We start from the raw sequence: 25,282 nt of genomic DNA on the forward strand, positions 1-25,282 counted from the left end.
GCGGCCGCGGCGTGGGTAACCCGCCAATCCAACTTTTTTTGACCGAATGGATGATTTAGATCATCATCTCCACTCCTACTGCCCGTCACCACGAGGTACGCCACGATGAACCCGGTCCCCTTGCGCAGCCGTTTCTGGTCCGACCTGACCAGCGAAGAGTTCTCCCGCCTCGACCGTGAACGGCTCATTGCCGTGCTGCCCGTGGGCGCGACCGAGCAGCACGGCCCGCACCTGCCGATGTCGACCGACACCGCCACCATCGACGGCATGGTGCGCGCCACCTTGCCGCACCTGCCCGACGACCTGCCGGTGCTGTTCTTGCCGACCGTTCCCTACGGCAAGAGCAACGAGCACTCGCGCTATCCGGGCACGCTCACCGTGTCCGCCAACACGCTGATCTCGCTGTGGAAAGACATCGGCGCCTGCGTCGCAAAGGCCGGCGTGCGCAAGCTGGTGCTCTACAACAGCCATGGCGGCCAGATGAGCGTGATGGACATCGTGGCGCGCGACCTGCGCGAGGAACACGACATGATGGTCGTGGCCTCCAACTGGTACACGCTGGGCCTGCCCGAAGGTTTGTTCACCGCGCACGAGGGCAGGCACGGCATCCATGCCGGCGACCTCGAAAGCTCGGTGATGCTGCACCTCGCCCCCGACCATGTGCGCCGCGACCAGTTCCAGAACTTCAGCTCCATGACGGAGCAACTGGCAGCAGAAAACAAGTTCCTCTCGATCACCCCCAGCGGCAAGCTCGGCTGGCAGATGCACGACATCAACCCCGCGGGCGCCGCCGGCGATGCCACGCGCGCCACGGCCGAAAAAGGCGCCGCCGTGCTCGACCACGTGGGCCGCCGCTTCGTCGAGCTGCTGCACGAGATCGACCGCTTCCCGCTCTCGCGCCTCGCCAACGAACCGGCCTGGAAATGAAGCACACCCCCAGTCTTCGCGCACTTCGTGTCGCTTCGCCAACCCCCTTGCAGGGGGCAACACCTGCGGCCCGGCAAAGCCGGTTCCGCGGTGTTTCTGGCTTTGCCTCGCGGCCCGCATGCAGCACAGTGAGTCACTGACGTTCGGACTCGAACTCCCATGGAAATTCACACGCCATCCACCCCGCCACTGGTCACCCTGCGCAACGTCAGCAAGCGTTTTGCGAACGGCACGCTCGCGCTGCAGGGCATGTCGCTCGACATCGGCGAGCACGACTTCATCAGCTTCCTCGGCCCCTCGGGCTGCGGCAAGAGCACCGCGCTGCGCCTCATCGCGGGGCTCACGCGGCTCAGCTCGGGCGACATGCACTGGTCGGGCGCCAACACCGGCAAGACACAAAGCGACCGCGACCTGGGCTTCGTGTTTCAGGAGCCCACGCTCATGCCCTGGGCCAAGGTGTTCGACAACGTGTGGCTGCCGCTCAAGCTCGCCGGCATGAGCCGCGACGCTGCGGCACCGGTGGTGCAGCAGGTGCTGGAGATGGTCGGCCTCTCGCGCTTTGCCGATGTGTACCCTCGCGAGCTCTCGGGCGGCATGAAGATGCGCGTGTCGATCGCGCGTGCGCTGGTCACGCACCCGCGCCTGCTGCTGATGGACGAGCCCTTTGCCGCGCTCGACGAGATGACGCGCATCAAGCTCAACAACGACCTGCTCGCCATCTGGCGCGAGCACCGCTTCTCGGTGGTGTTCGTCACGCACAGCGTGTACGAGTCGGTGTACCTGTCGAACCGCATCGTCGTGATGGCGGCGCGTCCGGGCCGGGTGATCGACGAGATCCGCATCGACGAGCCCTACCCGCGCGGCGAAGAGTTCCGCACATCGAGCCGCTACAACGCGCATTGCACGGCGGTGTCCCAATCCCTGCATGGAGCGCTGCATGGCCTCGACATCGATCATTGAAACTGCCTCCTTGCGTGACGTGCCTTGTTCAGGGCGCGCTCACGGCGACGGGGTACCTTGCTCCGCGAATGTCCCCCGCTTCGCTCCTCCTTTATTTCGCTGCGCAAGGTACCCCGCCGTCGTGATCGTTCAGAGCACTTGTGGATCAGCCGCGAACCAGCAGCGTGCCCTCGTGCACAGGGCGTCGGGTGCTCCCCGCAGCGAAATAAAGGAGGAGCGAAGCGGGGGACATTCGCGGAGGGGAGTGACAAGAGCACAGCAAACAACAAACCGCGGAAAACTGAAATGGCCACGCTGATCGCCAACGCCGACCCCGCAGCAGACGCCGCCCCCTCAGAGGCCACGCTCCGCGCACACGAAGACAAGCTACGCCGCCGCGAGTCGATGCTGCGCATCGTGGTGCCAGTGGTCATCATCGCGGCGCTGCTGCTGCTCTGGGAATGGACCGTGCGCGCCAACAACATCCCGCACTACATCCTGCCCGCGCCTTCGCTCATCCTGCGCACACTGTTCGACAACTGGGGCTCGCTCTCCAGCGCCCTGTGGTTCACGGTCAAGCTCACGCTGCTCGCGCTCGGCGCGGCCATCGTCGGTGGCGTGCTTCTGGCGATCGCGTTCGCGCTCTTCAAGTGGGTGGAAATCGGCCTGTTTCCCATCGCCGTGATCCTGCAGGTGACGCCGATCATCGCGATCGCGCCACTCATCCTCATCTACGTGTCGAACACCACCGCGGCACTGCTGCTGTGCGCGTGGATCGTGGCCTTCTTTCCGATCTTGTCGAACACCGTCATCGGCCTGAAAAGCGCCGATAGCAATCTTCGCGACCTGTTCCAGCTCTACAAGGCCTCGCCGTGGCAGACCTTCCGCTACCTGCTCGCGCCCAGCGCGCTGCCGTACTTCATGGCGGGCCTGAAGATCGCGGGCGGGCTGAGCCTGATCGGCGCGGTGGTGGCCGAGTTCACGGCCGGCACGGCGGGCAAGGAAACGGGGCTGGCCTCGCGCATCCTCGAGTCGAGCTTCCGCACCGAAATACCGATGATGTTCGCGGCGCTGCTCCTGGTGTCCCTGCTCGGCATCGTGATCTTCATCGTGTTCGCCGCCCTGTCGCGGTTGGTTCTCGGGCATTGGCACGAAAGCGAGATGCGCCGTGAACGCTAGAGCGATGCACGCCGTCATCGACTGGGAAGCCGTGCGCAATGACCTGCGCGGCCTCAACCTGATCACCGCGCCGGCGCAACGCAAGCAGCTGTCGAAAGACTTCTACTGGTACAGCCCCATCCTCACCGCGCAGCTCGCGGGCTGCGTGGCCGACCTCGTCGTCAAGGTCAGCACCGAGGACGACGTGCGCCAAGCCGCGGCGGTTGCCGCCAAGTGGAAGCTGCCGCTCACCGTGCGCGCCGGCGGCACCGGCAACTACGGCCAGTGCGTACCGCTCGAAGGCGGCATCGTGCTCGACGTGACGCAGCTGTGCCGCGTGCTCGACATCCAGCCCGGCCGCATCCGCGTGGAGGCCGGCGCGCGCATGCACGACATCGACCTCGCTGCGCGCGAGACCGGACAGGCGCTGCGCATGTGGCCCTCGACCTGGCACGTGGCCTCCATCGGCGGCTTCATCGCGGGCGGCTTCGGCGGCATCGGCTCGTTCCGCCACGGCATCCTGCGCGACCCCGGCAACCTGCTGCGCGCGCGCGTGATGACGGTGGAGCGCGAGCCGCACGTGATCGAGCTCGTCGGCGACGAGATCCAGCAGGTGCACCACGCCTACGGAACCAACGGCGTGATCCTCGACGTCGAGGTCGCGCTGAGCCCGGCCGTCGAATGGGTGCACTGCACGGTGCTGTTCGAGACGTATCGCGGCGCGCTAGCCTTCGCCGTCGCGGCACAGGCGCCCACGCTCGACATCTTCCTGCTGTCCACGGTCGAGGCGCGCTTCTCGCCCTACTACACGGCAATGCGCGACCGCTTTCCGCGCGACCGACATGCGGTGTTCGCCATGGTCTCGCCCGAATCGATCGCGGACTTCCGCGCACTCGCCGATGCACGGGGCGGCACGATCTCCGTTGCCGGCACCGAGGCCGAGCTGCTTGCCGACGGCCTGCCCCCGGCCTACGAGTGCGCGTTCAACCACACGACGTTGCAGGCACTGAAGGCCGACCGCGGCTGGACCTACCTGCAAGTCGCCTACGCCCAGCCCTTCGACCCGTCGGTGGTCGAGCGGCATCTGCAAATCTTCGGCGACGACGTGCTGCAGCACCAGGATTTCGCGCGCGCCAACGGCGAGTGCGGCACCTTCGGCATCCTGCTCGTGCGCTGGAAGGGCGAGGCCCACCAGTACGAGTTGATCCGCGAGATCGAGTCGCAGGGCGGCTGCAAGATCTTCAACCCGCACGTTGTCACCATCGAGGACGGCGGCATGAAGACCATTGACACGCAGCAGATCGAGTTCAAGAAGCGCAGCGATCCGATGGGGTTGATGAACCCCGGCAAGACACGCGGCTGGTCGCCAAACATGGCCGTCGAGCGCTGAAATGAAGGCTTGCTTCGATTCGTCGCGTTGTGCGTTGTTCAGGGCGCGATCCCGCCGATGCGGTGACCTTTTTCGCGAATGTCCCCCGCTTCGCTCCTCCTTTATTTCGCGAAAAAGGCCCCCGCATCGACGTGATCGTTCAGAGCACTGGTTGATCGGCCGCACACCAACGGCGTGCCCCGTGCACAGGGCGTCGGGTGCTCCCCGCAGCGAAATAAAGGAGGAGCGAAGCGGGGGACATTCGCGGAGGGGAGTACCCGGTGGCCTGTGCACGCGCCCCGAAAAAACAAAAGCGACAAGAACAAAACCCCTTGCGCAACAAACAACTGACATGAGAATCCCAAGTCGCATTCAACCCCAGGAGTCCACTGCCATGCGCGTCCCCGCCCTGACAATTCGTCCGCTTGCTCTCGGCCTCGCCCTCGCGGCCGCCGCTTTCGCCGCGCAAGCGCAAGAGAAAGTGGTATTCGCCACCAACTGGAAGGCACAGGCCGGCCACGGCGGCTTCTACCAGGCGCTGGTGGATGGCACCTACAAGAAGTACGGCCTCGACGTCGACATCCAGCAGGGCGGTCCGATGGTCAACAACCGGCCGATGCTGCCGGCCGGCAAGGTCGACTTCCTGATGACCGGCAACCTGCTGCAGTCCTTCGACAACGTGAAGAACGGCGTGCCCACCGTGGTCGTCGCGGCCTTCTTCCAGAAGGACCCGCAGGCCATGTTCGCGCACCCGGGCCAGGGCTTCGACACCTTCAAGGACATGGCCAAGGCGCCCGTGGCCTTCATCGGCAAGGACGGCCAGTTCAGCTTCTGGCAGTGGATGAAATCGGAGCACGGCTTCAAGGATTCGCAGCTCAAGCCCTACACCTTCAACGTCGGCCCCTTCCTGGCCGACAAGAAGTCGATCCAGCAGGGCTACGCGATTTCGGAGCCGCTGTCGATCAAGGCGCAGGCCGGCTTCGACCCGGTGGTGCAGCTGCTGGCCGACAACGGCTTCTCGACCTACTCGACCACCGTCGAGACGCGCGCCGACCTCATCAAGAACAAGCCCGAGACGGTGCGCAAGTTCGTCGAGGCCTCGATCATCGGCTGGAACAACTACCTCTACGGCGACAACAAGGCCGCCAACGAGATGATCGCCAAGATCAACCCCGACTCGCCCGTGGCCGCATCGCAGGGCTCCATCGAACTGATGAAGAAGATGGGCATCGTCGACAGCGGCGAATCGATCGCCAAGGGCATCGGCGCGATGGATGAAGCCCGCGTGAAAGACTTCTACGACAAGATGGTCAAGGCCGGCCTGTACAAGCCGGGCGAGGTCGATCTGTCGAAGGTGGTCACCACGCAGTTCGTGAACAAGGGCGTCGGTGTCGACGTCCGCAAGAAGCTGACGGGCAAGTAGACAGCTTCGTTTTTTCCCGTGGGTCGCGCGGGGCTTGCGCCGGGGTCAGATGCCGGCGCCTGGGTTGCCATAAGGCACTGCGCGGCCTTTCATCCCCTGGGCTCTGACCCCGTCTCGCCAGCGACAAAAAGCGCTGAGCGAACCGGCCCTCAACCATGAAAACGCTAGTCATCCACTGCCATCCGAACCCTGACAGCTTCAACCACGCGCTCTACCGCACCGCGCTCGAAGCGCTCCAGCCGCGGCACGCCGTCAAGGCCATCGACCTGTACGCCGAGGGCTTCGATCCGACGCTGACCCGCGAAGAGCGCGTCGCCTACCTCGACAACCCCGACCTGATCCGCGAACGCGTGAAACCCCACGTCGAGGCGCTGCTGTGGGCCGAGCACCTAGTGTTCGTTTTTCCGACCTGGTTCCACGGACCACCGTCGATGCTCAAGGGCTGGCTCGAACGGGTGTGGCTGCCGGGCGTAGCCTTCCTGCCGGCGCAGCGCAAGGGGCAGATCGCGAAGTCGGGGCTGCGGCACATCCAGCGGCTCACGGTGGTGACCACCGGCGGCTCGCCGCGCTGGTTCGTGATGGCGATCGGCGACCCGGGCCGGCGGCTGTTCACGCGCGCTTTGCGCGCGCTGTTCGCATGGCGCTGCAAGGTGACGTGGCTGCAGTTGCACGACATGAACGCCGTGACTGCAAGCGACCGCAGCCACTTCATCGAACGCGTGTCGCGCAAGCTGGGCAGCATCTAGAAGAGAACGAAGAAAGCAGGGAGACAGACACACCATGAGCCTCGAACGCACGCTCACCGTCCGCGTCGAACGCATCTCGCGGCAGACGCCTGAAATACTGGCCTTCGAGCTGGCCCATCCGTGGGGCCGGCCGCTGCCTGCCTACGAGGCGGGCGCGCACATCGACGTGCACATGCCTGGCGGGTTCTCGCGGCAGTATTCGCTGGCACGCGCGCCTTCCAGCGCCAACTCGTACGTGATCGGCGTGAAGCGCGAACCCGACAGCCGCGGCGGTTCGGCTTCGATGCATGAGCGTGTGCGCGAAGGCGACCTGCTCGCAATCAGCGCACCTCGCAACACCTTTCCGTTGCGCGAAGAGGCAAGACACCATCTGCTGCTGGCCGGTGGCATCGGCATGACGCCGCTGCTGGCAATGGCGCAGGCGCTTGCCGCGCGCGGCGCCGGGTTCACGCTGTGCGTGTTCGCGCGCAGCGAAGAGCATCTGGCGTTCGCCGAGGCGCTGCGCGCGCCCGCGCTGGCACCGCACCTGCGGCTGCATCTCGACCAGGGCGATGCCTCGCAGCGCATCGACCTGCGAGCGCTGCTGGCCCGACCCGCACCTGGCACGCACCTGTACGTGTGCGGACCCGGCGGCTTCATGCAGGCGGTGCGCGACGCGGCCTCGCACTGGCCCGAAGACGCGCTGCACGCCGAATATTTCGCCGCGCCGGCCGATGCCAGCACCACGGCCGGCCTTCCCTTCACGCTGAAGCTCGCCCGGCGCGGCATCAGCGTGCCGGTCGCCGCGGACCAGACCGCCGTCGATGCGCTGCATGAAGTCGGCATCGACATCCCCGTGTCGTGCCAGCAGGGCCTGTGCGGCACCTGCGTGGTCGACGGCGACGGCGAAGGCGCCGAGCACCGCGACTTCTGCCTCACAGGGACCGAGCGACGCACGAGGGTGGCCCTGTGCTGCTCGCGCGCCAAGGGCCTGGAACTGGTGCTTCAGCTGTGAGCGTCGAAGAAAGCGACGGCGAGGCGCCCGCCACGCGTGGCCGCTCGCGCAAGTACACGCAGGTGCTCGGCCTCATCAACCAGGCCGCCATCGAGGTGTTCGCGAGCGAGGGGCTGGCCGGCGCATCGACGCAGGCCATCGCCGACAAGGCTGGCCTGTCGAAGGCGCAGCTGCACTACTACATCGAGAGCAAGGAAGCGCTGTACCGCCAGGTGCTGCAGGACATCCTCACCGAGTGGATCGTGGTGTTCGGCTTCAGCGACGAGGCCTTCGGCCCGCGCAAGGTGCTGGGTGACCTGATCCACCGCAAGATGATGTTCTCGTTCGAACATCCGCTGCGCTCGCGCATCTTCACCGCCGAGATGATGCGCGGCGCGCCGGTACTCAACACCATGATGGACACGAGCAAGCAGCGCACCGACCAGGCCGCCGCCGTGATCCAGAACTGGATGAACCAGGGCCTGATGGACAAGGCCGACCCGATGCTGGTGCTGTTCCACATCTGGGCCGTGACGCAGTTCTATGCCGACCACGCCACCCAGGCCGCGTACTTCCGCAACGTGGCCCAGCAGGGCGACGACAAGGACCGGCGCTACCTGATCGAGCAAGTGACGGAGTTTTTGCTGAAGGGGGCGGGGGTCAGGTAGCGCGTTGCTGCGGCAGGTACATGGTCGCCTCGACCTCGACCAGCACCTCGTCCCCTGGCAGAAAACGCGACACCTCGACCACCGTGCTCACCGGCGGCTCACTCGGATAGAACAGCCCGCGCACGCGGTTGTAGAACGCGTAGTGCGGCAGGTGTCGGAAGTACTGCACCAGCTTCACCACGTCTTCCATCGTGCCGCCATGCTCGGCCGCGATCTGGCGGATGCGCTCGAGCACGAACCAGCTCTGCGCGACGATGGGCGCCTCGAACACGTCGACCGACATCTGGCCCGTGGCGTAGCCCACGCCCTGCAGTGCGGTGCGGGCTGCTTCGGGAATGTCGTCGTAGCCGGCGACGGCGCGGCGCGTGGCCGGATCGACCGCGACCACGCCGCTCATGAAGACGAAATCGCCGACACGCCTGGCGGCGGCGTAGTTGGCCATTGGCTTGCCCATGCTCATTGTGTTTTCTCCAGTACCCGGCCGCCGCGGATGACGGTGCGTTGCCGCCCGCGCGGGCCGATGAGTTCGTGTTCGTCGGTGGCCGCCAACACCAGCAGGTCCGCCGGGCAGCCCGGCGCGATGCGCCCGTTCCAAGCGAGCCCCAGGGTTTTCGCGGGGCTCACGGTGACGGCGTCGAGCCAGTCGGAGGCCGGTGCCAGGTGCGCCATCTGCACACCGAGGCCGAAGGTCTCCAGAAGGTCGTAGCTGCCGTAGGGATAGAAGGCGTCCTGCACGTTGTCGGTTGCCAGGCTCGCACGCAAGCCCCATGCCGCCGCCTCGCGGATGCGCGTGATGCCGCGCTGCACGGGCGTGCGGTCCCACGCGCCTTGCAGGTAGAGGTTGGTGGTGGGCAGCGCGACGAGGTGAATGCCCGCGCCGGCGCACAGCGCCAGCGTTTCGTTGGCAATTCCATCGCCCTGCACCGACAGCGAGCAGGCATGGCCGCAGGCCACGCCGTTCCTGAAATTGCGCGCACGCACCAGTTGCGCAATGCTGCGCAGGCCGCTGGCTTCGGCGTCGAGGCCTTCGTCGACATGGAAGTCGAGCCCCAGCCCATGCAGCTGCGCGAGATCGAACACGCGCCCGAGCTTGTGGACGATGCCTTCGTTGCGGTAGACGAACGCGCCAAGCACGCCGCCCGCACGCTTCACCTCGCGTGCGATGCGTTCGCCGGTGGCGAGGTCGGCGAACAGGTCGAGCGGCGTGAGCGAGACGAACTGCAGTTCGACGCGGCCGCGCCATTCTTCGCGCAGTGCCTCGAACACGGGCAAGGCGGCGGGCGGCTCGGGCTGCACCCAGTCGAGGTGCGTGCGCAGCGCGCGCGTGCCCGATTGCCATGCGTCGTGCAGCGCGCGCTCCATGCGCAGGCGCAGCGACTCGCCGGTCCAGCTGTCGCGGTGCTTGTTCATGCGGTCGATGGCGGCGAACAGGTTGCCCTGCGCCGCACCCACGTCCTGCACGGTGTAGTTCTTGTCGATGTGCGCATGCGCCTCGACCAGTGCGCTCAGCAGCGTGCCGCGCGCGTGCTGCTGTTGAGCGCTGGCCACGATGGAGCCGACCTTGTCGTCGGCCAGCGTGACGTCGAACAGCTGCGCATCACCCGCCGCGAAACCTCGCAGCCGCACCGGGATGCGCAGCGCCTCGAGCCTCATGTGCGCTGCTGCAAGGCGCGCAACCAGCCGAGCCCGGCCGAGGTGCCGCCCAGCTCCGAACCGCGGCGCGGCCGGTATTCGCAGCCGACCCAGCCCTGCCAGCCGCACTGCGCCGACACCTCGTCGATCACGTCGAACAGATACGGATAGTTCTGCTCGCCGATGTCGGGCTCGTGGCGCTCGGGCACGCCGGCGATCTGGATGTGGCCGACGCGGCCGGTGGGCAGGTACTTGCGGATCTTCATGGCCACGTCGCCTTCGACGATCTGGCAGTGGTACAGGTCCATCTGCACCTTGAGGTTCGGTGCGCCGACGGCCTCGACGATCTCGTGCGCCTGGTCCTGGCGGTTGAGGAAGAAGCCCGGAATGTCGCGCGTGTTGATCGGCTCGATCAGCACGTCGCGGTTTGCCTTGGCAGCTTCGGCCGCGGCCCAGCGCAGGTTGTCCAGGTACACGGGCCGCAGCGCATCGCGCTCCAGGCCTTCGGGCACGAGGCCGGCCATGACGTGGATGCGCGGGCAGTCGAGCGCCACGGCGTAGTCGATGGCCCTGGCGATGCCTTCGCGGAACTCGGCGTCGCGTCCGGGCAGGCAAGCCAGGCCGCGTTCGCCGTCGTTCCAGTCGCCGGGAGGGCCGTTGAACAGCACCTGCTGGAGGCCGTTGTGCTTCAGCCTTGCAAGGATTTCGTCCTTCGAAAAGTCGTACGGAAAGAGGTACTCCACGGCCTTGAAGCCGTCTTTCGCGGCGGCGTCGAAGCGGTCGAGAAAGGCGAGCTCCGGATAGAGCATCGAGAGGTTGGCGGCGAATTGGGGCATGGGGTGTTTCTACTACCAGCGCGCCCCGAAGGTGCGGCGCAGTTCATCGATCTGTTCGGCGTTCAGCGGTGCAGGCCTTGCGGCGCTCGCAAGCATTTGAAGCCGGGCGGTTTCCTCGAGTTCCTCGAGCACGGCCATGGCAGCGGCCGGCGTGTCGTGCCAGACATTGGGGCCCAGGCGCGTGAGCATCACGGCGCGGATCGGCGTGCCGGCAGCGCCGAGGCGCTCGATGGCCTGCGCCACCTGCTCGGCCGCTTCGGGTGCGCCGGGCCGGTGGTACGGAATGACCGGCACATGGCCGACCTTCATCACGAAATACGGCGTGAGCGCGGGCAGCAGCTCGTCACCCGGATTGTTCAACGTGAGCGCCACGCAGTGCGTGCTGTGCGTGTGGATCACGCAGGCCGTGTTCGCATCGAACTTGCGTGCGGCTGCGTAGATGCGTGTGTGCAGCGCGATGGTCTTGCTGGCGCGGTCGCCGCCGGTCTGCTGGCCATTTGCATCGAGCCTTGCAAGCCGCGCCGGGTCGAGAAAACCGAGGCAGGCGTCGGTTGGCGTGATGAGGAAGCCATCGTCGTCCAGCCGCACGCTGATGTTGCCGGCCGTGGCATGCACGTAGCCGCGTTCGAACAGGCTGCGGCCTACGCGGCAGATTTCTTCTCTTGCTTCGGGTTCTTTCATGTCTGGTTTCGTCGCTTATGTTTCTTGGCGCTGTTGTTCAGGGCGCGTGCACAGGGCACGCTGCTGGTGTGCGGCCGATCGACAAGTGCTCTGAGCGATCACGCCGATGCGGGGGCCTTTTTCGCGAAATAAAGGAAGAGCGAAGCGGGGGACATTCGCGAAAAAGGCCCCCGCATCGGCGTGATCGCGCCCCGAACAGTCCCGGTATGCACGAACACGGAACATGGGCGTCATGCGAGCACTGTAAAGGCCTTGGTGAAGAAATCGTCCCCACCGAAGTTGCCGGACTTGAGCGCGATGTGCAGGCCCGCCCCGGGTGCGGCATCGGAACGCGCGTGGCACCACGGCACGCCCGGGTCGATCTGCGGCCCGATCTGCATCTGCGCGATGCCCAGCGCCTGCACGCAGGCACCCGAGGTCTCGCCGCCCGCCACCACCAGCTGGCGCACACCGCGTTCGACCAGGCCGCGCGCAATGGCGGCGATGGTGCGTTCGACCATCGCGCCGGCTTCCTCGACGCCGAGCCTGCCCTGCACCGACTTCACCGCGCCGGCTTCGGCGGTGGAATACACCAGCACCGACTGCTTCTCGACGAGCGGTGCGGCCCATGCCAGGGCTTCGGCCGCGACATCCACGCCCGCCGCGATGCGCAGCGGATCCACGGCCAGCGCCGCGCCGCCGCGCTGGATGAAGTCGAGCACCTGCCGGTTGGTGGCGAGCGAACAGCTGCCCGAGACCACGGCGCGCAATCCGCCGGCCGCCGGCAACGCACTGGCCTGCGACGAGGGCGCGAGGCCGAAGTTGGACGGCAGGCCGATGGCCACGCCCGAACCCGCGGTGAGCAGCGGCATCTTCGCAAGCGCGGGGCCCATGCGCAGCAGGTCGTCGTTCGACACTGCATCGACCACGGCGATCGACACGCCCTCGCCCTTCAGCTGGCCGATGCGCTCGCCGATGGCCTCTGCACCGCGCGCCACCACGGCGTAGTCGATCAGCCCCACCTTGCGCGTGCACTGCGCCTGCAGCACGCGCACGAGGTTCGGGTCGGTCATCGGCGTGAGCGGATGGTTCTGCATGCCGCTCTCGTTGAGCAGCACGTCGCCCGCGAACAGGTAGCCCTTGAACACGGTGCGCTTGTTGTCCGGGAAGGCGGGCGTGGCAATGGTGAAGTCGCATTGCAGCGCGTCCATCAGCGCCTCGGTCACCGGGCCGATGTTGCCCTGCGGCGTGCTGTCGAAGGTGGAGCAGTACTTGAAGTAGATCTGCCGCGCGCCCTGCGCCTGCAGCCAGCGCAGCGCGTCGAGCGACAGCGCGATGGCTTCGGCCGGCGCGACGGTGCGCGACTTGAGGGCGACGACGACGGCGTCGACATCAGCGTCGAGCGGACCTGCCGGCACGCCGATGGTCTGCACCACGCGCATGCCCGCACGCACGAGGTTGTTGGCAAGGTCGGTGGCGCCGGTGAAATCGTCGGCGATGCAGCCGAGGAGCAGCTTGGCCATGGCTCAGTCCTTCACCGGCAGCTTCACCGCCTGCGGGTTCTCGCGCACGTAGTCGCGCAGGATCGCGTCGAAGCTCGCGTCGGCCTGGAGGCCCAGTGCCTCGGCGCGCGCCGCATGGATGCGGCTGGGCCAGCTGGTGACGATCTTCGCGATGTTTGCATCGGGTTCCCAGTCGATCAGACCGGTGGCGTCGGTGCCGGCGATGCGTTCGAGCGCATCGGCCATCTCGCGCACGGTGGTCGTCAGCGCGGGCAGGTTGACGGCGGTGCGCGCCCCCCATTCGGCGGCGCTGGCGGTGGCCGCGCGCACGATGCCGGCGACGGTGTTGCCGGGCGAGGCCAGCGCCACCGCCGTCTCGGGCGCCACCGGGCAGCGCGCACGCTCACCCGCCAGCGGCTCGCGCAGCATGCCGCTCAAGAAGCTGGAGGCCGCGCCGTTGGGCCGGCCCGGCCGCACCGAGACCGTCATGAGCCGCACGTTGCGGCCCTGCACGAAGCCCTTGCGCGTGAAGTCGGCCACCAGCTGCTCCCCGATGAACTTCTGGATGCCGTAGCTGTTCTGCGGCGTGGGCAGCGTGGTGTCCTCGATCACCGCGGGCAGGCGCTGCTCGGGCGAATCGCCGAACACCGCGACCGAGCTGGAGAACACGAACACCGGCGCATGGCCCGCGCGGCGGCAGGCGTCGAGCAGGGCGCGCGTGGTGTCGAGGTTGCTGCGCATGCCCAGGTCGAAGTCGGCCTCGCATTCGCCGCTCACGGCCGCGGCCAGGTGGAACACGGCGTGGGTGTCCGCCAGCGGCAGCGCGCCGTTGGCGGCCTGCTCGTACAGGTCGCCCTGCACGAACCGCACGCGCGCATCGCCGGCCAGGTCGACGGGCGGCGGCACGCGGTCGGCCAGGGTGATGCGCGAGATCGGCTGTGCCGCGGCGCCGGCCAATGCCAGCGGACCGCCCGCGAGCAGCGTGCGGGCGAGCCGCGCGCCGAGAAAGCCGCAGCCGCCGGTGATGAGGATGTTCATGGTGTCGTCTTCTCTTTCTGGATTCTTCAGGGAATGGCGGGCAGGAAGCGCAGCAGCGCGGCCGCCACCGCCGCGGGCGCTTCGCGCTGCGGGAAGTGGCCGACGCCGTCGAGCAGTTCGCGGCGGTAGGGGCCGCTGAAGAATCGCTCCTTGCCTGCCGAAGTATCGGGATGATTGCAGCTGTCGGCCGCGCCATGCAGCACGAGCGTGGGCACCGGCAGCACCGGCGCCGGATCGAGCGCGGCGTCGTCCGCCGCATAGCGCGGATCGCCGGACGCGTAGCCCCAGCGGTGGCGGTAGGAATGCAGCACCACCCGCGCCCAGTCGTCGCCTGCGAAGGCGGCGGCTGTGGCCTCGAATTCGGCTTTCTCGTACCAGCCCGTGGGCGCCCAGGTGTCCCACATCATCCGGGTGAAGGCGATGCGGTCGTCGTGCACCGTGCGTTCGCCGCGCGGCGTGGCCATGTACCAGTGATACCAGTAGTTGCGCGCCTGCTCGAGCGCCATCGGCTGGTCTGGCGCATTGGTGCCGTAGCCGACCGACATCAGCACCAGCGCGCGCGCCACCTCGGGCCTCAGCCCGCAGGCGTTGGCCGCCGCGCGGGCGCCCCAGTCGTGGCCGACCAGCGCGGGCTTGTCGAGGCCGAGCGCGTCGATGAAATCGAGCAGGTCGCGCCCGAGCGCGGAGAGCTGGCCGCTGCGCGGCGTGCCGTCATGCAGGAAGCGCGTGGGTGCGAAGCCGCGCAGGGCGGGTGCGAGCACGCGCCAGCCGGCCTCGGCCAGGCTCGGCGCCACGCCATGCCAGCTGCGCGGGCTGTCGGGCCAGCCATGCATCAGCACCACGGTGGCGGTGCCGCCGGGGTTCCACTCTTCGTAGCCGATGCGAAGCAGCGGCGTGTCGATGGTCTTGAGATCGCTCACGAAGCCTTTCCGTTTGCGGCCGGCAATTCGATGCCGGGAAAAATCTTGATGACCGCACTGTCGTCCTCGCGCGCGTAGCCCGAGGTCGAGGCCTGCATGAACATCTGGTGCGCGGTGGATGACAGCGGCAGCGGGAACTTGCTGGCCCGCGCCACGTCGAGCACCAGCCCCAGGTCCTTCACGAAGATGTCGACGGCCGAGAGCGGCGTGTAGTCGCCCGCGAGCACGTGCGCCATGCGGTTCTCGAACATCCAGCTGTTGCCCGCGCTGTGCGTGATGACCTCGTAGAGCGCATCAGGGTCCACGCCCTCGCGCAGGCCCAGTGCCATCGCTTCGGCCGCGGCCGCGATGTGCACGCCGGCCAGTAGCTGGTTGATGACCTTCACTTTGCTGCCCGCGCCTGCCGAGTCGCCCAGGCGGTAGACCTTGGCGGCCATGGCGTCGAGCACGGCGCCGGCCCTCTCGTAGGCGGCGGGCGTGCCGGCGGTCATCATCGTCATCTGGCCGCTTGCGGCCTTGGCGGCGCCGCCGGAGATCGGCGCGTCGAGGTACAGGATGCCCAGCCTTGCAAGGCGCGCCTCGAGCGCCACCGACCAGTTCGGGTCCACCGTGGAGCACATCACGAACAGGCTGCCGGGCTTCATCGACGCGGCGCATCCGGGCGTGGTGCCGTCGCCGAACAGCACCGACTCGGTCTGAGCGGCATTCACGACCACGCTGACCACGATGTCGCACTGCGCGCCGATCGCGGCCAGCGTGTCGCAGGCCGCGCCGCCGTCGCGCGCGAAGGCTTCGGCCACTTCGCGGCGCACGTCGAACACGTGCGGCGCATGGCCCGCGCGGCGCAGCGATTGCGCCATGCCGGCGCCCATGGCGCCCAGGCCCACGAGGCCGACGACTGGAGAGTTGGAGGAAGAGGTCATCAGGGTGTTCTTTCGATCAGCGATTCACGAGTTGCTTGGGCGTGAGCCACACGCCGACGGCACCGAGCACCAGCGCGGCGGCCAGCACGTACATGCCGATCTGCGTGCTGCCCGTCAGGTCTTTCAGGTAGCCGATGAGGTACGGGCTCACGAAGCCCGCGAGGTTGCCCACCGAGTTGATGGCCGCGATGCCCGCAGCCGCCGCCGTGCCCGAGAGGAAGGCGGTAGGCAGCGACCAGAACAGCGGCGCGCAGGTCAGCACGCCGGCCGCGGCGAGCGACAGGAAGGCGAGCGACACGGCGGTGTTCTGCGTGTACGAAGCCGCGACCGTGAAGCCGATGGCGCCCATCAGCGCGGGCACGATCAGATGCCAGCGGCGCTCCTGGCGACGATCGGCGCTGCGGCCGAAGAGGTTCATCGCGACGATGGCGCAGACGAACGGGATCGCGCTGAGCAGCCCGATATGGAGGTTGCCCTGCACGCCCGTGGCCTTGACCAGCGTGGGCAGCCAGAAGGTCAGCGCGTATTGGCCCATGACGAAAGCGAAGTAGATCAACGCCATCCACCATATGCGCACATCGCGGAACACGCCAGCCACCGAGTGCGGGCCCTTGGCGCCGTGCTCGGCATCGCGCGCCACCTCGCGCTGCAGCAACGCCTTTTCCGCGCCGTTGAGCCAGCGCGCCTGCGCAATGCCGTTGTCGAGGTACACCAGCACCATCACGCCCACGATCACGGCCGGGACGGCCTCGATGATGAACATCCATTGCCAACCGCTCAGCGACGAGGCGCCGTGGAAGCTGTCCATGATCCAGCCCGACAGCGGGTTGCCGAAGATGCCCGCCACGGGAATCGCCGACATGAACACCGCGACGATCCGCGCGCGCCGGTGCGCTGGGTACCAGTGCGTGAGGTACAGGATCACGCCGGGGTAGAAGCCCGCCTCGGCCACGCCGAGCAGGAAGCGCAGGATGTAGAAGCTGGTCGGCGTCTTCACGAACATGAAGCAGGCCGACAGCAGGCCCCAGGTGATCATGATCCGCGCGATCCAGATGCGAGCGCCGACACGGTTGAGCAGCAGGTTGCTCGGCACCTCGAACAGGAAGTAGCCGAGGAAGAAGATGCCCGCGCCCAGGCCGAACACGGTTTCGCTGAAACCCAGGTCCTGCCCCATCTGCAGCTTGGCGAAGCCGACGTTGACGCGGTCGAGGTAGGCGACCACGTAACAGAGCATGAGGAAGGGCACGAGGCGCCAGAACACCTTGGCGTAAGTGCGCTTTTCGAGCGCGGCATCGGCTGTGGCGGACGGCGTGGCGCGCGTGGCGCCGGCCGGGAGGGTGGAAGAAGTCATGAAAAGGTTTGTCCCGCTTGATTTGTCAGGTCATCATACAAATTTGAGTTTTGTTGATTGACCCGGGGAAACCCGGAGGCAACGCCTCTTGCGGCGACTTTCTGGTGTCTTTGTGTGTCGGCGGACTCAGCTGCCGACAGGCCAGCCTTCAACCAGGGGCCGCGCGAGTTGCGCGCCTTCCTGCTGCCAGAACGCGGGATCGGCCAGCTCGATACGGCGGATCGCGTTGTCCATGTGGTTCTTGGCCGCCTCGCGCGCGCGCAGCGGGTCGCCAGCCTCGATGGCCTCGACGATGCGGGCGTGCTCCTGCGCCACCTCGCGCGCGAAGTCGGCGCGGCGCGCCTCGTTGGCGCGCGTGACGCGGGTGGCGCCGTGCAGGAACTGCCGCAGGTATTGCAGCGTACCGATCAGGAACGGGTTGCGCGCGGCCTCGGCGATGGCGCGGTGGAAGCGCACGTCCTCGTCGGCGCCGTTGCCGCCCGCCTCGACCGCCGCATGCAGCCCGGCTATGGCCTCGCGGATGCGCTGCACGTCGTCGGCCGTACGGCGCTCGGCGGCCAGCGCGGCCACTTCGGCCTCGAGCGCACGGCGCACCTCGACCATCTGGATCACGGCTTCGCGCGAGGCCACGTGCGGCATCTCGAAGCGCAGCGGCTCGACGCCGGCGGGGCGCACGTACACGCCGCTGCCCTGACGCGAATCGAGCAAGCCCAGCGACTTGAGCCGCGACACCGCCTCGCGCACCACCGTGCGGCTCACGCCGAACTGCTCGGCCAATGCGGTCTCGGTCGGCAGGCGGTCGCCTTCGGAGAGACGCCCGCTGCGCACCTCGGCCGCGAGCGCATCGGCCACCTGGTCGGCGAGGCGGACGGTGGGAGCGAGGGACTGGAAGCGGGCGGTCATGGGTGGGAAGAGGTGGGCCTGCGACTCTAACGCAGGCCCTGCGCGACCGCCGACGCTCAACTCAGCGCGTGGCGAGCGGCGTTTGCAATGCTCGCGGCATCCACCCCGAAGAACCCGCGCAGCGCCGCGCGCGTATCGCTGCGCCCGAAGCCGTCGGTGCCGAGCGTGAGGTAGCGGCGGCCTTCGGGCAGGAAGGCGCGCACGCTCTCGGGTACGGCGCGCACGTAGTCGGTGGCGGCAATGACCGGTGCCTTGCCCTTGCCGAGCTGCTGCGCGATGAAAGGCGAGCCGGCTTCTCCGCCAGCGAGTGCGCGCTGCTCGCAGGCCAGCCCGTCGCGCGCAAGCTCGCTCCAACTCGTGACGCTGAACACCTCGGCCTCGATGCCTTCGTCGGCCAGCAGCTGTGCAGCTTTCACGACCTCGGTGAGGATCGCGCCCGAGCCCATCAAGGTGACCTTCTTCTTCGCCTTGCCCGAAGTGGACGCGTAGGTACCGAAGCGATAGCACCCACGCAGGATGTCCGCCTCAGCGCCCGCGGGCACATCGGGCTGCGCGTAGTTCTCGTTCATGAGCGTGACGTAATAGAAAACGTCCTTCTGCTCGACCATCATTTCGCGGATGCCCGCATCGACGATCACCGCCATCTCGCCCGCATAGGCCGGGTCGTAGGCCTTGCAGTTGGGAATGGTCGCGGCCACGAGGTGGCTGCTGCCGTCCTGGTGCTGCAGGCCTTCGCCGCCGAGCGTGGTGCGGCCCGACGTGGCGCCCAGCAAAAAGCCGCGTGCGCGCTGGTCGGCCGCGGCCCAGATCGCATCGCCCACGCGCTGGAAGCCGAACATCGAGTAGTAGATGTAGAACGGCAGCATTGCCAGGCCATGCACGCTGTAGCTAGTGGCGGCCGCGGTCCAGCTCGCGATGGCGCCGGCTTCGCTGATGCCTTCTTCAAGAATCTGTCCGTCGGTGGCTTCGCGGTAGCTCAGCACCGAGCCGATGTCTTCCGGCGCATAGCGCTGGCCCACGCTCGAATAGATGCCGACCTGCTTGAACAGGTTAGCCATGCCGAAGGTGCGCGCCTCGTCGGCCACGATGGGCACGATGCGCGGGCCGAGCGCCGTGTCCTTCATGAGGTTGCCCAGCATGCGCACGAAGGCCATGGTGGTGCTCATCTCCTTGCCGGCCGCAGCGGTCGCGAACTGCGCGTAGCTTGCGATGTCGGGCTTGGGCACGATGTCGCAGGCGGTCTCGCGGCGCGGCATGGCGCCGCCGAGGGCTTCGCGGTGCTGGCGCAGGTAGCGCATCTCGGCGCTGTCCTCGGCCGGGCGGTAGAAATCCATCGCGATGGCCTGCGCATCAGTGAGCGGCAGGTTGAAGCGGTCGCGGAATTCGATCAGGTCGACGTCGCCCATCTTCTTGTGCGAGTGCGTGGTCATCTTGCCCTGCGCGGCGCTGCCCATGCCGTAGCCCTTCTTGGTGTGGGCGAGGATTACTGTGGGCTGGCCCTTGTGCCTGGCCGCCGCGGCGTAGGCGGCGTGGATCTTCACGAGGTCGTGGCCGCCGCGCTTCAAGCGGTCGATCTGCTCGTCGGTCATGCCTTCGGCCAGGCGCGCGAGTTCGGGGTTCTGGCCGAAGAAGTTGTCGCGGTTGAAGCGACCGTCCTTGGCCGCGAAGGTCTGCATCTGGCCGTCGACGGTGTTGGCGAACACGCGGGCCAGCGCACCGCTCACGTCCTGCGCGAAGAGACCGTCCCAGTCGCTGCCCCACACGAGCTTGACGACGTTCCAGCCCGCGCCGGCGAAGAGCTTTTCGAGCTCGTCGATGATGCGGCCGTTGCCGCGCACCGGGCCGTCCAGCCGCTGCAGGTTGCAGTTGACGACCCACACGAGGTTGTCGAGCCTCTCGCGCGCGGCGAGCGTCAGCGCGCTCATCGATTCGGGCTCGTCCATCTCGCCGTCGCCGAACACGCCCCACACTTTTCGGCCTTCGCAGTTCAGCAGGTTGCGATGCGTGAGATAGCGCATGAAGCGCGCGTGGTAAATCGAGCTGATGGGGCCGATGCCCATCGAGCCGGTCGGGAACTGCCAGAAGTCCGGCATCAGGTACGGATGCGGATAGCTGCTGAGGCCGCGTGCGCCGCTGCCTTGCGTGAAGGCCGGTGCCGTCAGCTCCTGGCGGTAGTGCTTCAGGTCTTCTTCGCCGAGACGGCCTTCGAGGAACGCGCGCGCATAGACACCAGGGGCGCTGTGCGGCTGGAAGAACACGAGGTCGCCGCGGTGCTGCTTGCTGCGCGCATGGAAGAAATGGTTGAAGCCGGTCTCGAACAGGTCGGCCGCGCTCGCGTAGCTGGCGATGTGGCCGCCGAGTTCGCCATACGCCTGGTTGGCCTTGGCCACCATCGCGAGCGCGTTCCAGCGCATCAGCGAGGCGAGCTTTTCCTCGATGGCGAGGTCGCCGGGGAACGGCGGCTGGTCTTCCACCGCGATGGTGTTGACGTAGGGCGTCGCGAGTTCGGGCTGCCAGCCGATGCGCTGCTGCCGCGCGAGGCGCGCCAGTTCGACCAGCATCTGCTTCGCGCGCTGCGGCCCCTGCGTTTGCGCCAGCGCCAGGAAGGCGTCGCGCCATTCGGCGGTCTCGGCGGGGTCGGGGTCATGCGAGAGCGGCGTGTCGAGCAGCAGGGCACGCATCTGGTCGGGCGAAATCGGGGCGTTCATATCGGCACTTTAGGCCGCCACGCGAAAAATTAGCTACTGGCGAAGCCAAGTCCCTGCGCGCGCCGCAGCATAAAATTCCGTCAATCTTCCACTTGCCGGCACTTCATGCAACTCGACGCCATCGACCTGCGCATTCTCGACGAGCTGCAGCGCGACGGCGCGCTCTCGAACGTGGAGCTGGCGCGGCGCGTGCACCTGTCGCCATCGCCCTGCCTCGCGCGCGTGAAGGTGCTCGAAGCGAACGGTGTGATCGGCCGCTATGTGGCGCTCCTCAGCGCCAAGGCGCTGGGCCTCGGGCTCAACGTGTTCATCTCGATCAGCCTCACGACGCAGAGCAAGCAGTCGCTCGCCGACTTCGAGCAGCGCATCGCCGAGCACGACGAGGTGATGGAGTGCTACCTGATGACGGGCGACAGCGACTACCTGATCCGCATCGCGGTCGCGGACATGGCGGCGCTGGAGAAATTCATCCTGGAACAGCTCACGCCGATTCCAGGGATCGAGAAGATCCGCTCCAGCTTTGCGTTGAAGCAGGTCAGGTACAAGACGGCGCTGCCGTTGCCGAGAGAGTAGGTACTCCCCCAGGCTTCGCGCACTTCGTGTCATCCCCCTCGCCGGGGTCAACACCGGAGGCCCGGCAAAGCCGGTTCCTCGGTGTTTCCCGAAGGGGGTCGAGGACGCTTGGACGCTTACAGGCCGATCAGGCCGCCGTCGTCCTTGGTGATCACCAGCGTCGCCGAGCGCGGGCGCGCGGTGCCGCCCTGGGGCCAGTGGCTGAGGTACTTCGACGGATCGGCGATGTCGGCCTTGGCCGTGTTCTCGCCCGGATGCTGGATGTTCACGAACAGCGCACGGCCGTCGCCCGATTCGGCGATGCCGGTGATTTCGCAATCCACCGGCCCGACGAGGAAGCGGCGCAGGCCGTCGGTGCCCGGCGCCTTGCCGACGAACGTGGCTTGCGTGGCGGTGGTCGCGCCGTCGACGTTGGTGATGGTCTTCGCCGCACCGTCGCCCACCTGGCCCGGCAGAGCGCCGAGCAGCATGCAGTTGGTCACGTCGGTGTACTTACCGTCATCGGTCTCGAGCCACAGCAGGCCGGGAGCGGCCTGGCTGAACCACATGCCGTCGGGGCTGGAGAAGTCGTTGTCGGCCACGAGGTTGGACAGGTTGATGTCGGCCGATGCCGTGGAGCGGGCGCCGAACAGGTAGACGTCCCAGGTGAAGGTCGTGGCCGCCGGGTTGCCGCCGGCATCGGCGAAGCGGATGACGTGGCCGTTCGGGTTGCCCTTCTGCGCCGTCTGGGCCGCGCCCTTGGGGTCGTTGTAGTAGCGCGGATTGGCGGCATCGGTGTTGGCGATGGTGCGCGCGGCGTTGTTGGTAAGCGTGAGGTACACCTCGCCGTTCTTCGGGTTGACGGCCGTCCACTCGGGGCGGTCCATCTTCGTCGCGCCGGCCACGTCGGCCGCCAGGCGGGCATTGACCACCACGTCGGCGGCGTCGGCGAACGCGTAGGCCGCGTTGCCGGAAGTGATGCCGTTCACGCCGAGCGAAAGCTCCAGCCAGTTGCCGGTGCCGTCGGCATTGAACCTGGCGACGTAGAGCTTGCCGTCGTCCATGTACTTGTCGCCGGCAGCCATGCCGCCCCCGACGTCGGCCGCGTCCCAGGCCTTGGTGGAGACGAACTTGTAGAGATATTCGTTCTGCGAGTCGTCGCCCATGTACCAGACCAGCGGCTTGCCGGCCAGGACCGGGCCGAGGCAGGCGCCTTCGTGGCCGAAGCGGCCGAGAGCGGTGCGCTTCTTCGGGGTGCTGGACGGGTTGAACGGATCGATCTCGACGACCCAGCCGTAGGTGTTGGAGCCGTTGCGGAAGTCGTCGCTGGCGGTGGCGCCGACCACCTGGGTGTTCCAGCGGCCGTAGATGCTGTCGGCCGTGTCGGGCGTGACGGTGGCCCAGAGTTCGCGGCCGGTGCTGGCAACGCCGTAGCGGGTGAACGAGGCGATTTCCTTGGCGCTGCGGCTGGGGTTATCGGTCGCGGCGATGCGCCGGAAGTAGCCGGCCCAGTTCTCTTCGCAAGTGAGGTACGTGCCCCAGGGCGTGGTGCCGTTGGCGCAGTTGTTGAGCGTGCCGCGGGTCTTGCTGCCGTCGGTCGAGTACTTGGTCTTCAGGTAGTCGGTTTTCGCGGCCGGGCCCGAGAACTGCATTTCCGTCAGCGTGTGCACGCGGCGGTTGAAGCTCGAATCCTGCTTGTAGCTCCAGGCACTGCCGTTCTTGCTGACCTCGACCACGCTCACGCCGTGCAGGTAGAACTCGCGCAGCACTTCGTCGGCGACGGTACGGACGGCCGCGTTGCCGCTGCCGGTGATGGTCTGCCCCGTGGGGTGCAGGAACAGCGGCGTGATGGCTTCGTGGTTCATCGCGAGCAGGCCGCGCGAGGCGCTGGCAGCGTCCCACTTGTTCGACGCGCTCATGCCGAAGAAGGTCATGCCGTCGTGGTGGTCGCCGGCACGGCGGTCGTAGGTGGTCGCGTCGTCGGTGCCGTCGTTCTTGTAGGCAGCGACGCCCGCGGCGATCGGGTCGCCCAGGCGGTACAGCACGCTCGCGGTGTAGCCGGCGGGCACGGTCACCACGTCGGCGAGGCTCTTGGCGACGGCATTGAAGCCGAGCTTCATCGGGGTGGCCGGCGAAGGCGCAGGCGCGGGTGCAGGCGGTGCGGGGGCTGGTGCCGGCGCCGGGGGCAGCACCGGGAAGCCGGCACTTCCGCCGCCACCGCCGCCGCACGCCTGCAGCAGTGCCGTGCCGGCGGTGCCGACACCCAGGCCGAACAGGCGGCGGCGGCTCAGGCGCGAGGCGATCAGGTCGGTGAACGAGGGGTTCGACGTGGGGTTGGTGCCGATGTCGTCGAGATCGACCGAGGGATCGTCGGTGCGGGTGTTTGCGGTCATGCGCAATGTCTTTCTTCGTGGATTGGGGGGAAACCAACCCGCGAAGTTAGGCAGTTCGTATGACGGCTTAGTGAAACACTCAGCCTCCCGTCAGGTTGAGTTGGTCCCCCCCCCAGGCTTCGCGCACTTCGTGTCGCTTCGCCTTCCCCCTCGCCGGGGGCAACACCAGAGGCCCGGCAAAGCCGGTTCCTCGGTCTTCCTGGAAAGTGCCGCGCCCTGCTCAGGGAGCAGGCGACTGCCTCGGCCACAGCGCCCACAGGCGCAGCGGCTGGTTCATGCTCGCCGCGAGGCGGCCCGCGTCGGCGCCGGTGCCCGCGAAGTAGTCGGCGCGCACCGCGCCGAGGATGGCGCTGCCGGTGTCCTGCGCCACCACCAGTTTCTGCAGCTGCGCCGCCGGCCCGCTGGATGCCAACCACACCGGCGTGCCGTACGGGATGCTCTCGCGGTCGACCGCGATGGAGCGGCCGGCCGTGAGCGGCACGCCTTGCGCGCCGCGCGGGCCGAAGGCGGCGTCGACCTCGCTCATCGTCTCTTCACGGAAGAACACGTAGCGCGGGTTGCTCCACATCAGTTGCGACACGCGCTGCGGGTTCTGCGCGGCCCAGGCCTTGGTGTCGTCGGGCCACTTGCCGACCTTGGTCACGCCCTGGCTCATCAGCCACTGCTGCACGCTGCGGTAGGGCTGCTCGTTGGTGGCCGAGAAGGCCACGCGCACGGTGTGCTGCCAGCCGTTGGCCTCGGTGATGCGCAGGCGCCCCGATCCCTGGATGTGCAGCATCAGCGCGTCGATGGGGTCGGCCATCCATGCGATCTCGCGGCCGCGCAGCGCGGCCTGGGCCTCGGGCAGGGTCTCGATCTCCTGGCGCGTGTACCAGGGGCGGCGCGGCACCAGCCCTTCCGGGGCCTGGTAGATCGGCACGTTGAAGGTGGCGGTGGGCACGCGCGAGGCTTCGTACACCGGCTCGTAGTAGCTGGTGAGCTTGCCCTCGGTCTGGCCGTTCAGCGCCTCGACGCGGTAGGGCTGCAGCCGCTCGGTCATCCACTGGCGCTGCTCTTCGGGCGTGGCGATGGTCAGCTGGCGCACATCGCGGCACAGCGGCGCGAAGGCGGCGTTGGGTCGCACGCAGTTCGCCAGCAGCGCTATCCACGCTTCGTGCAGCGGGTCTTCGCCGAAGCCCGGAAGCTCGGCCCAGCCGACCGGCACCCAGCGGCTCTTGGGGTGCGCGAGCGAGCCGGTGAGCGGACCGAGGTCGCGCGGCGGAGTGGCGGAGGGGCGGGCGGGGGCCTCGGGCGTGCGCGGGCCGGTGGAACAGGCGGCGAGCGTTGCTACGATCACAAGCCCGACCAGCCACTGGAGTCCATTTCTCATGGGTTTGATTCTGCTTGAAGCCCTCGCCGCAGGACTTGTGTTCATCTTGATCATCTGGTGGACCATGTTTTCCGGCCGCAACAAGGGTGAATTGCATGACGACGACGAGCCCGAAGCCGGCCGCGACGCCAACGATCGGAATCCGCCGCCGGAAACGTGAAATGCTTGCGCAGTCCCGCGCCGCGCAGCCGTGTCGGACAAGCACCCCATTGCTATTACTTTAGTAGCAATCATCGCAGCATTCATGCGCGATGGCGAAACTTTTCTTATTTTCCGTAGGGCTTTGAGCCCG

Annotated in this window: 23 protein-coding genes; 10 read left to right on the forward strand and 13 right to left on the reverse strand. The window is 67.6% G+C overall.

Translation table 11 applies throughout. From position 1 onward, the window contains the following. Positions 1-105 precede the first annotated feature (105 nt). The 8 genes from ASC92_RS15120 to ASC92_RS15155 all read left to right on the forward strand — a co-directional run bounded on the left by ASC92_RS15120 (position 106) and on the right by ASC92_RS15155 (position 8,203). Positions 106-927, forward strand: a complete 822-nt coding sequence (locus ASC92_RS15120; RefSeq protein ID WP_056516931.1) for a creatininase family protein — start codon at positions 106-108, stop codon at positions 925-927. Positions 928-1,086: 159 nt separating this feature from the next. Continuing rightward, positions 1,087-1,887, forward strand: a complete 801-nt coding sequence (locus tag ASC92_RS15125; RefSeq protein WP_056516935.1) for an ABC transporter ATP-binding protein — start codon at positions 1,087-1,089, stop codon at positions 1,885-1,887. A 285-nt stretch (positions 1,888-2,172) separates the two neighbouring features. Beyond that, on the forward strand, positions 2,173-3,045 hold the full coding sequence (locus ASC92_RS15130) for an ABC transporter permease (RefSeq protein WP_056516938.1): 873 nt from the start codon (positions 2,173-2,175) through the stop codon (positions 3,043-3,045). A gap of 4 nt (positions 3,046-3,049) precedes the next feature. After that, a complete protein-coding gene (locus tag ASC92_RS15135; RefSeq protein WP_082519601.1) occupies positions 3,050-4,414 on the forward strand; it encodes an FAD-binding oxidoreductase in 1,365 nt (454 codons plus the stop codon). A gap of 373 nt (positions 4,415-4,787) precedes the next feature. Beyond that, on the forward strand, positions 4,788-5,816 hold the full coding sequence (locus ASC92_RS15140; RefSeq protein ID WP_056516944.1) for an ABC transporter substrate-binding protein: 1,029 nt from the start codon (positions 4,788-4,790) through the stop codon (positions 5,814-5,816). 155 nt (positions 5,817-5,971) lie between these two features. Further along, positions 5,972-6,562 carry an NAD(P)H-dependent oxidoreductase gene (locus ASC92_RS15145; RefSeq protein WP_056516948.1) on the forward strand — a complete coding sequence of 197 codons (591 nt, stop codon included), beginning with the start codon at positions 5,972-5,974 and terminating at the stop codon, positions 6,560-6,562. Between the two features lie 34 nt (positions 6,563-6,596). Next, the gene (locus tag ASC92_RS15150; RefSeq protein WP_056516953.1) at positions 6,597-7,556 is read left to right on the forward strand and encodes a PDR/VanB family oxidoreductase; all 960 of its coding nucleotides are present in this window, start codon (positions 6,597-6,599) and stop codon (positions 7,554-7,556) included. Continuing rightward, the gene (locus tag ASC92_RS15155) at positions 7,553-8,203 is read left to right on the forward strand and encodes a TetR family transcriptional regulator C-terminal domain-containing protein (protein ID WP_056516956.1); all 651 of its coding nucleotides are present in this window, start codon (positions 7,553-7,555) and stop codon (positions 8,201-8,203) included. Before ASC92_RS15150 ends, ASC92_RS15155 begins: the two co-directional genes overlap by 4 nt. On the opposite strand, the gene ASC92_RS15160 is transcribed toward ASC92_RS15155, so the two are convergent. The 11 genes from ASC92_RS15160 to mdeB form a co-directional block, all read right to left on the reverse strand. Next, on the reverse strand, positions 8,196-8,663 hold the full coding sequence (locus tag ASC92_RS15160) for a RidA family protein (RefSeq protein WP_056516959.1): 468 nt from the start codon (positions 8,661-8,663) through the stop codon (positions 8,196-8,198). The two genes, ASC92_RS15155 and ASC92_RS15160, sit on opposite strands and share 8 nt — an antisense overlap. Further along, positions 8,660-9,856 carry an amidohydrolase family protein gene (locus ASC92_RS15165; protein WP_056516961.1) on the reverse strand — a complete coding sequence of 399 codons (1,197 nt, stop codon included), beginning with the start codon at positions 9,854-9,856 and terminating at the stop codon, positions 8,660-8,662. Before ASC92_RS15165 ends, ASC92_RS15160 begins: the two co-directional genes overlap by 4 nt. Beyond that, positions 9,853-10,671, reverse strand: a complete 819-nt coding sequence (otnI, locus tag ASC92_RS15170; protein WP_056516965.1) for a 2-oxo-tetronate isomerase — start codon at positions 10,669-10,671, stop codon at positions 9,853-9,855. Before otnI ends, ASC92_RS15165 begins: the two co-directional genes overlap by 4 nt. Before the next feature lie 12 nt (positions 10,672-10,683). Beyond that, positions 10,684-11,352 (reverse strand): aldolase, encoded by a 669-nt coding sequence (locus tag ASC92_RS15175; RefSeq protein WP_056516968.1) that lies wholly within the window; start codon positions 11,350-11,352, stop codon positions 10,684-10,686. Positions 11,353-11,582: 230 nt separating this feature from the next. Next, entirely contained in the window at positions 11,583-12,854 is a 1,272-nt protein-coding gene (gene otnK / locus ASC92_RS15180; protein WP_056516973.1) for a 3-oxo-tetronate kinase, read from the reverse strand. A gap of 3 nt (positions 12,855-12,857) precedes the next feature. Then, the gene (gene denD / locus ASC92_RS15185) at positions 12,858-13,871 is read right to left on the reverse strand and encodes a D-erythronate dehydrogenase (protein ID WP_056516977.1); all 1,014 of its coding nucleotides are present in this window, start codon (positions 13,869-13,871) and stop codon (positions 12,858-12,860) included. A gap of 26 nt (positions 13,872-13,897) precedes the next feature. Beyond that, a complete protein-coding gene (locus ASC92_RS15190) occupies positions 13,898-14,791 on the reverse strand; it encodes an alpha/beta fold hydrolase (protein WP_056516979.1) in 894 nt (297 codons plus the stop codon). After that, positions 14,788-15,714, reverse strand: coding sequence for an L-threonate dehydrogenase (gene ltnD, locus ASC92_RS15195; RefSeq protein ID WP_056516983.1), 927 nt, complete (start codon positions 15,712-15,714; stop codon positions 14,788-14,790). The genes ASC92_RS15190 and ltnD overlap by 4 nt, the downstream gene beginning before the upstream one ends. A 16-nt stretch (positions 15,715-15,730) precedes the next feature. Continuing rightward, on the reverse strand, positions 15,731-17,065 hold the full coding sequence (locus ASC92_RS15200; protein ID WP_056516985.1) for an MFS transporter: 1,335 nt from the start codon (positions 17,063-17,065) through the stop codon (positions 15,731-15,733). A gap of 126 nt (positions 17,066-17,191) precedes the next feature. After that, complete coding sequence (locus ASC92_RS15205; protein ID WP_056516988.1) at positions 17,192-17,968, reverse strand: FadR/GntR family transcriptional regulator; 777 nt, start codon at positions 17,966-17,968, stop codon at positions 17,192-17,194. A gap of 56 nt (positions 17,969-18,024) precedes the next feature. After that, positions 18,025-20,676 (reverse strand): alpha-ketoglutarate dehydrogenase, encoded by a 2,652-nt coding sequence (gene mdeB / locus ASC92_RS15210; protein WP_056516991.1) that lies wholly within the window; start codon positions 20,674-20,676, stop codon positions 18,025-18,027. Positions 20,677-20,781: 105 nt separating this feature from the next. Between mdeB and ASC92_RS15215 the strand changes: the two genes are divergently transcribed. Continuing rightward, positions 20,782-21,249 carry an Lrp/AsnC family transcriptional regulator gene (locus ASC92_RS15215; protein ID WP_007829154.1) on the forward strand — a complete coding sequence of 156 codons (468 nt, stop codon included), beginning with the start codon at positions 20,782-20,784 and terminating at the stop codon, positions 21,247-21,249. A gap of 116 nt (positions 21,250-21,365) precedes the next feature. On the opposite strand, the gene ASC92_RS15220 is transcribed toward ASC92_RS15215, so the two are convergent. After that, on the reverse strand, positions 21,366-23,621 hold the full coding sequence (locus ASC92_RS15220) for a PhoX family protein (protein ID WP_056516993.1): 2,256 nt from the start codon (positions 23,619-23,621) through the stop codon (positions 21,366-21,368). Positions 23,622-23,841: 220 nt separating this feature from the next. Next, positions 23,842-24,990 (reverse strand): murein transglycosylase A, encoded by a 1,149-nt coding sequence (locus tag ASC92_RS15225; RefSeq protein WP_056516996.1) that lies wholly within the window; start codon positions 24,988-24,990, stop codon positions 23,842-23,844. Between ASC92_RS15225 and ASC92_RS29075 the strand changes: the two genes are divergently transcribed. Beyond that, on the forward strand, positions 24,989-25,150 hold the full coding sequence (locus ASC92_RS29075; RefSeq protein ID WP_200935992.1) for a hypothetical protein: 162 nt from the start codon (positions 24,989-24,991) through the stop codon (positions 25,148-25,150). The two genes, ASC92_RS15225 and ASC92_RS29075, sit on opposite strands and share 2 nt — an antisense overlap. Positions 25,151-25,282 lie beyond the last annotated feature (132 nt).

It is taken from the genome of Variovorax sp. Root411 (genome assembly GCF_001425205.1).
In the GTDB taxonomy this organism is placed as follows: Bacteria; Pseudomonadota; Gammaproteobacteria; order Burkholderiales; family Burkholderiaceae_C; genus Variovorax.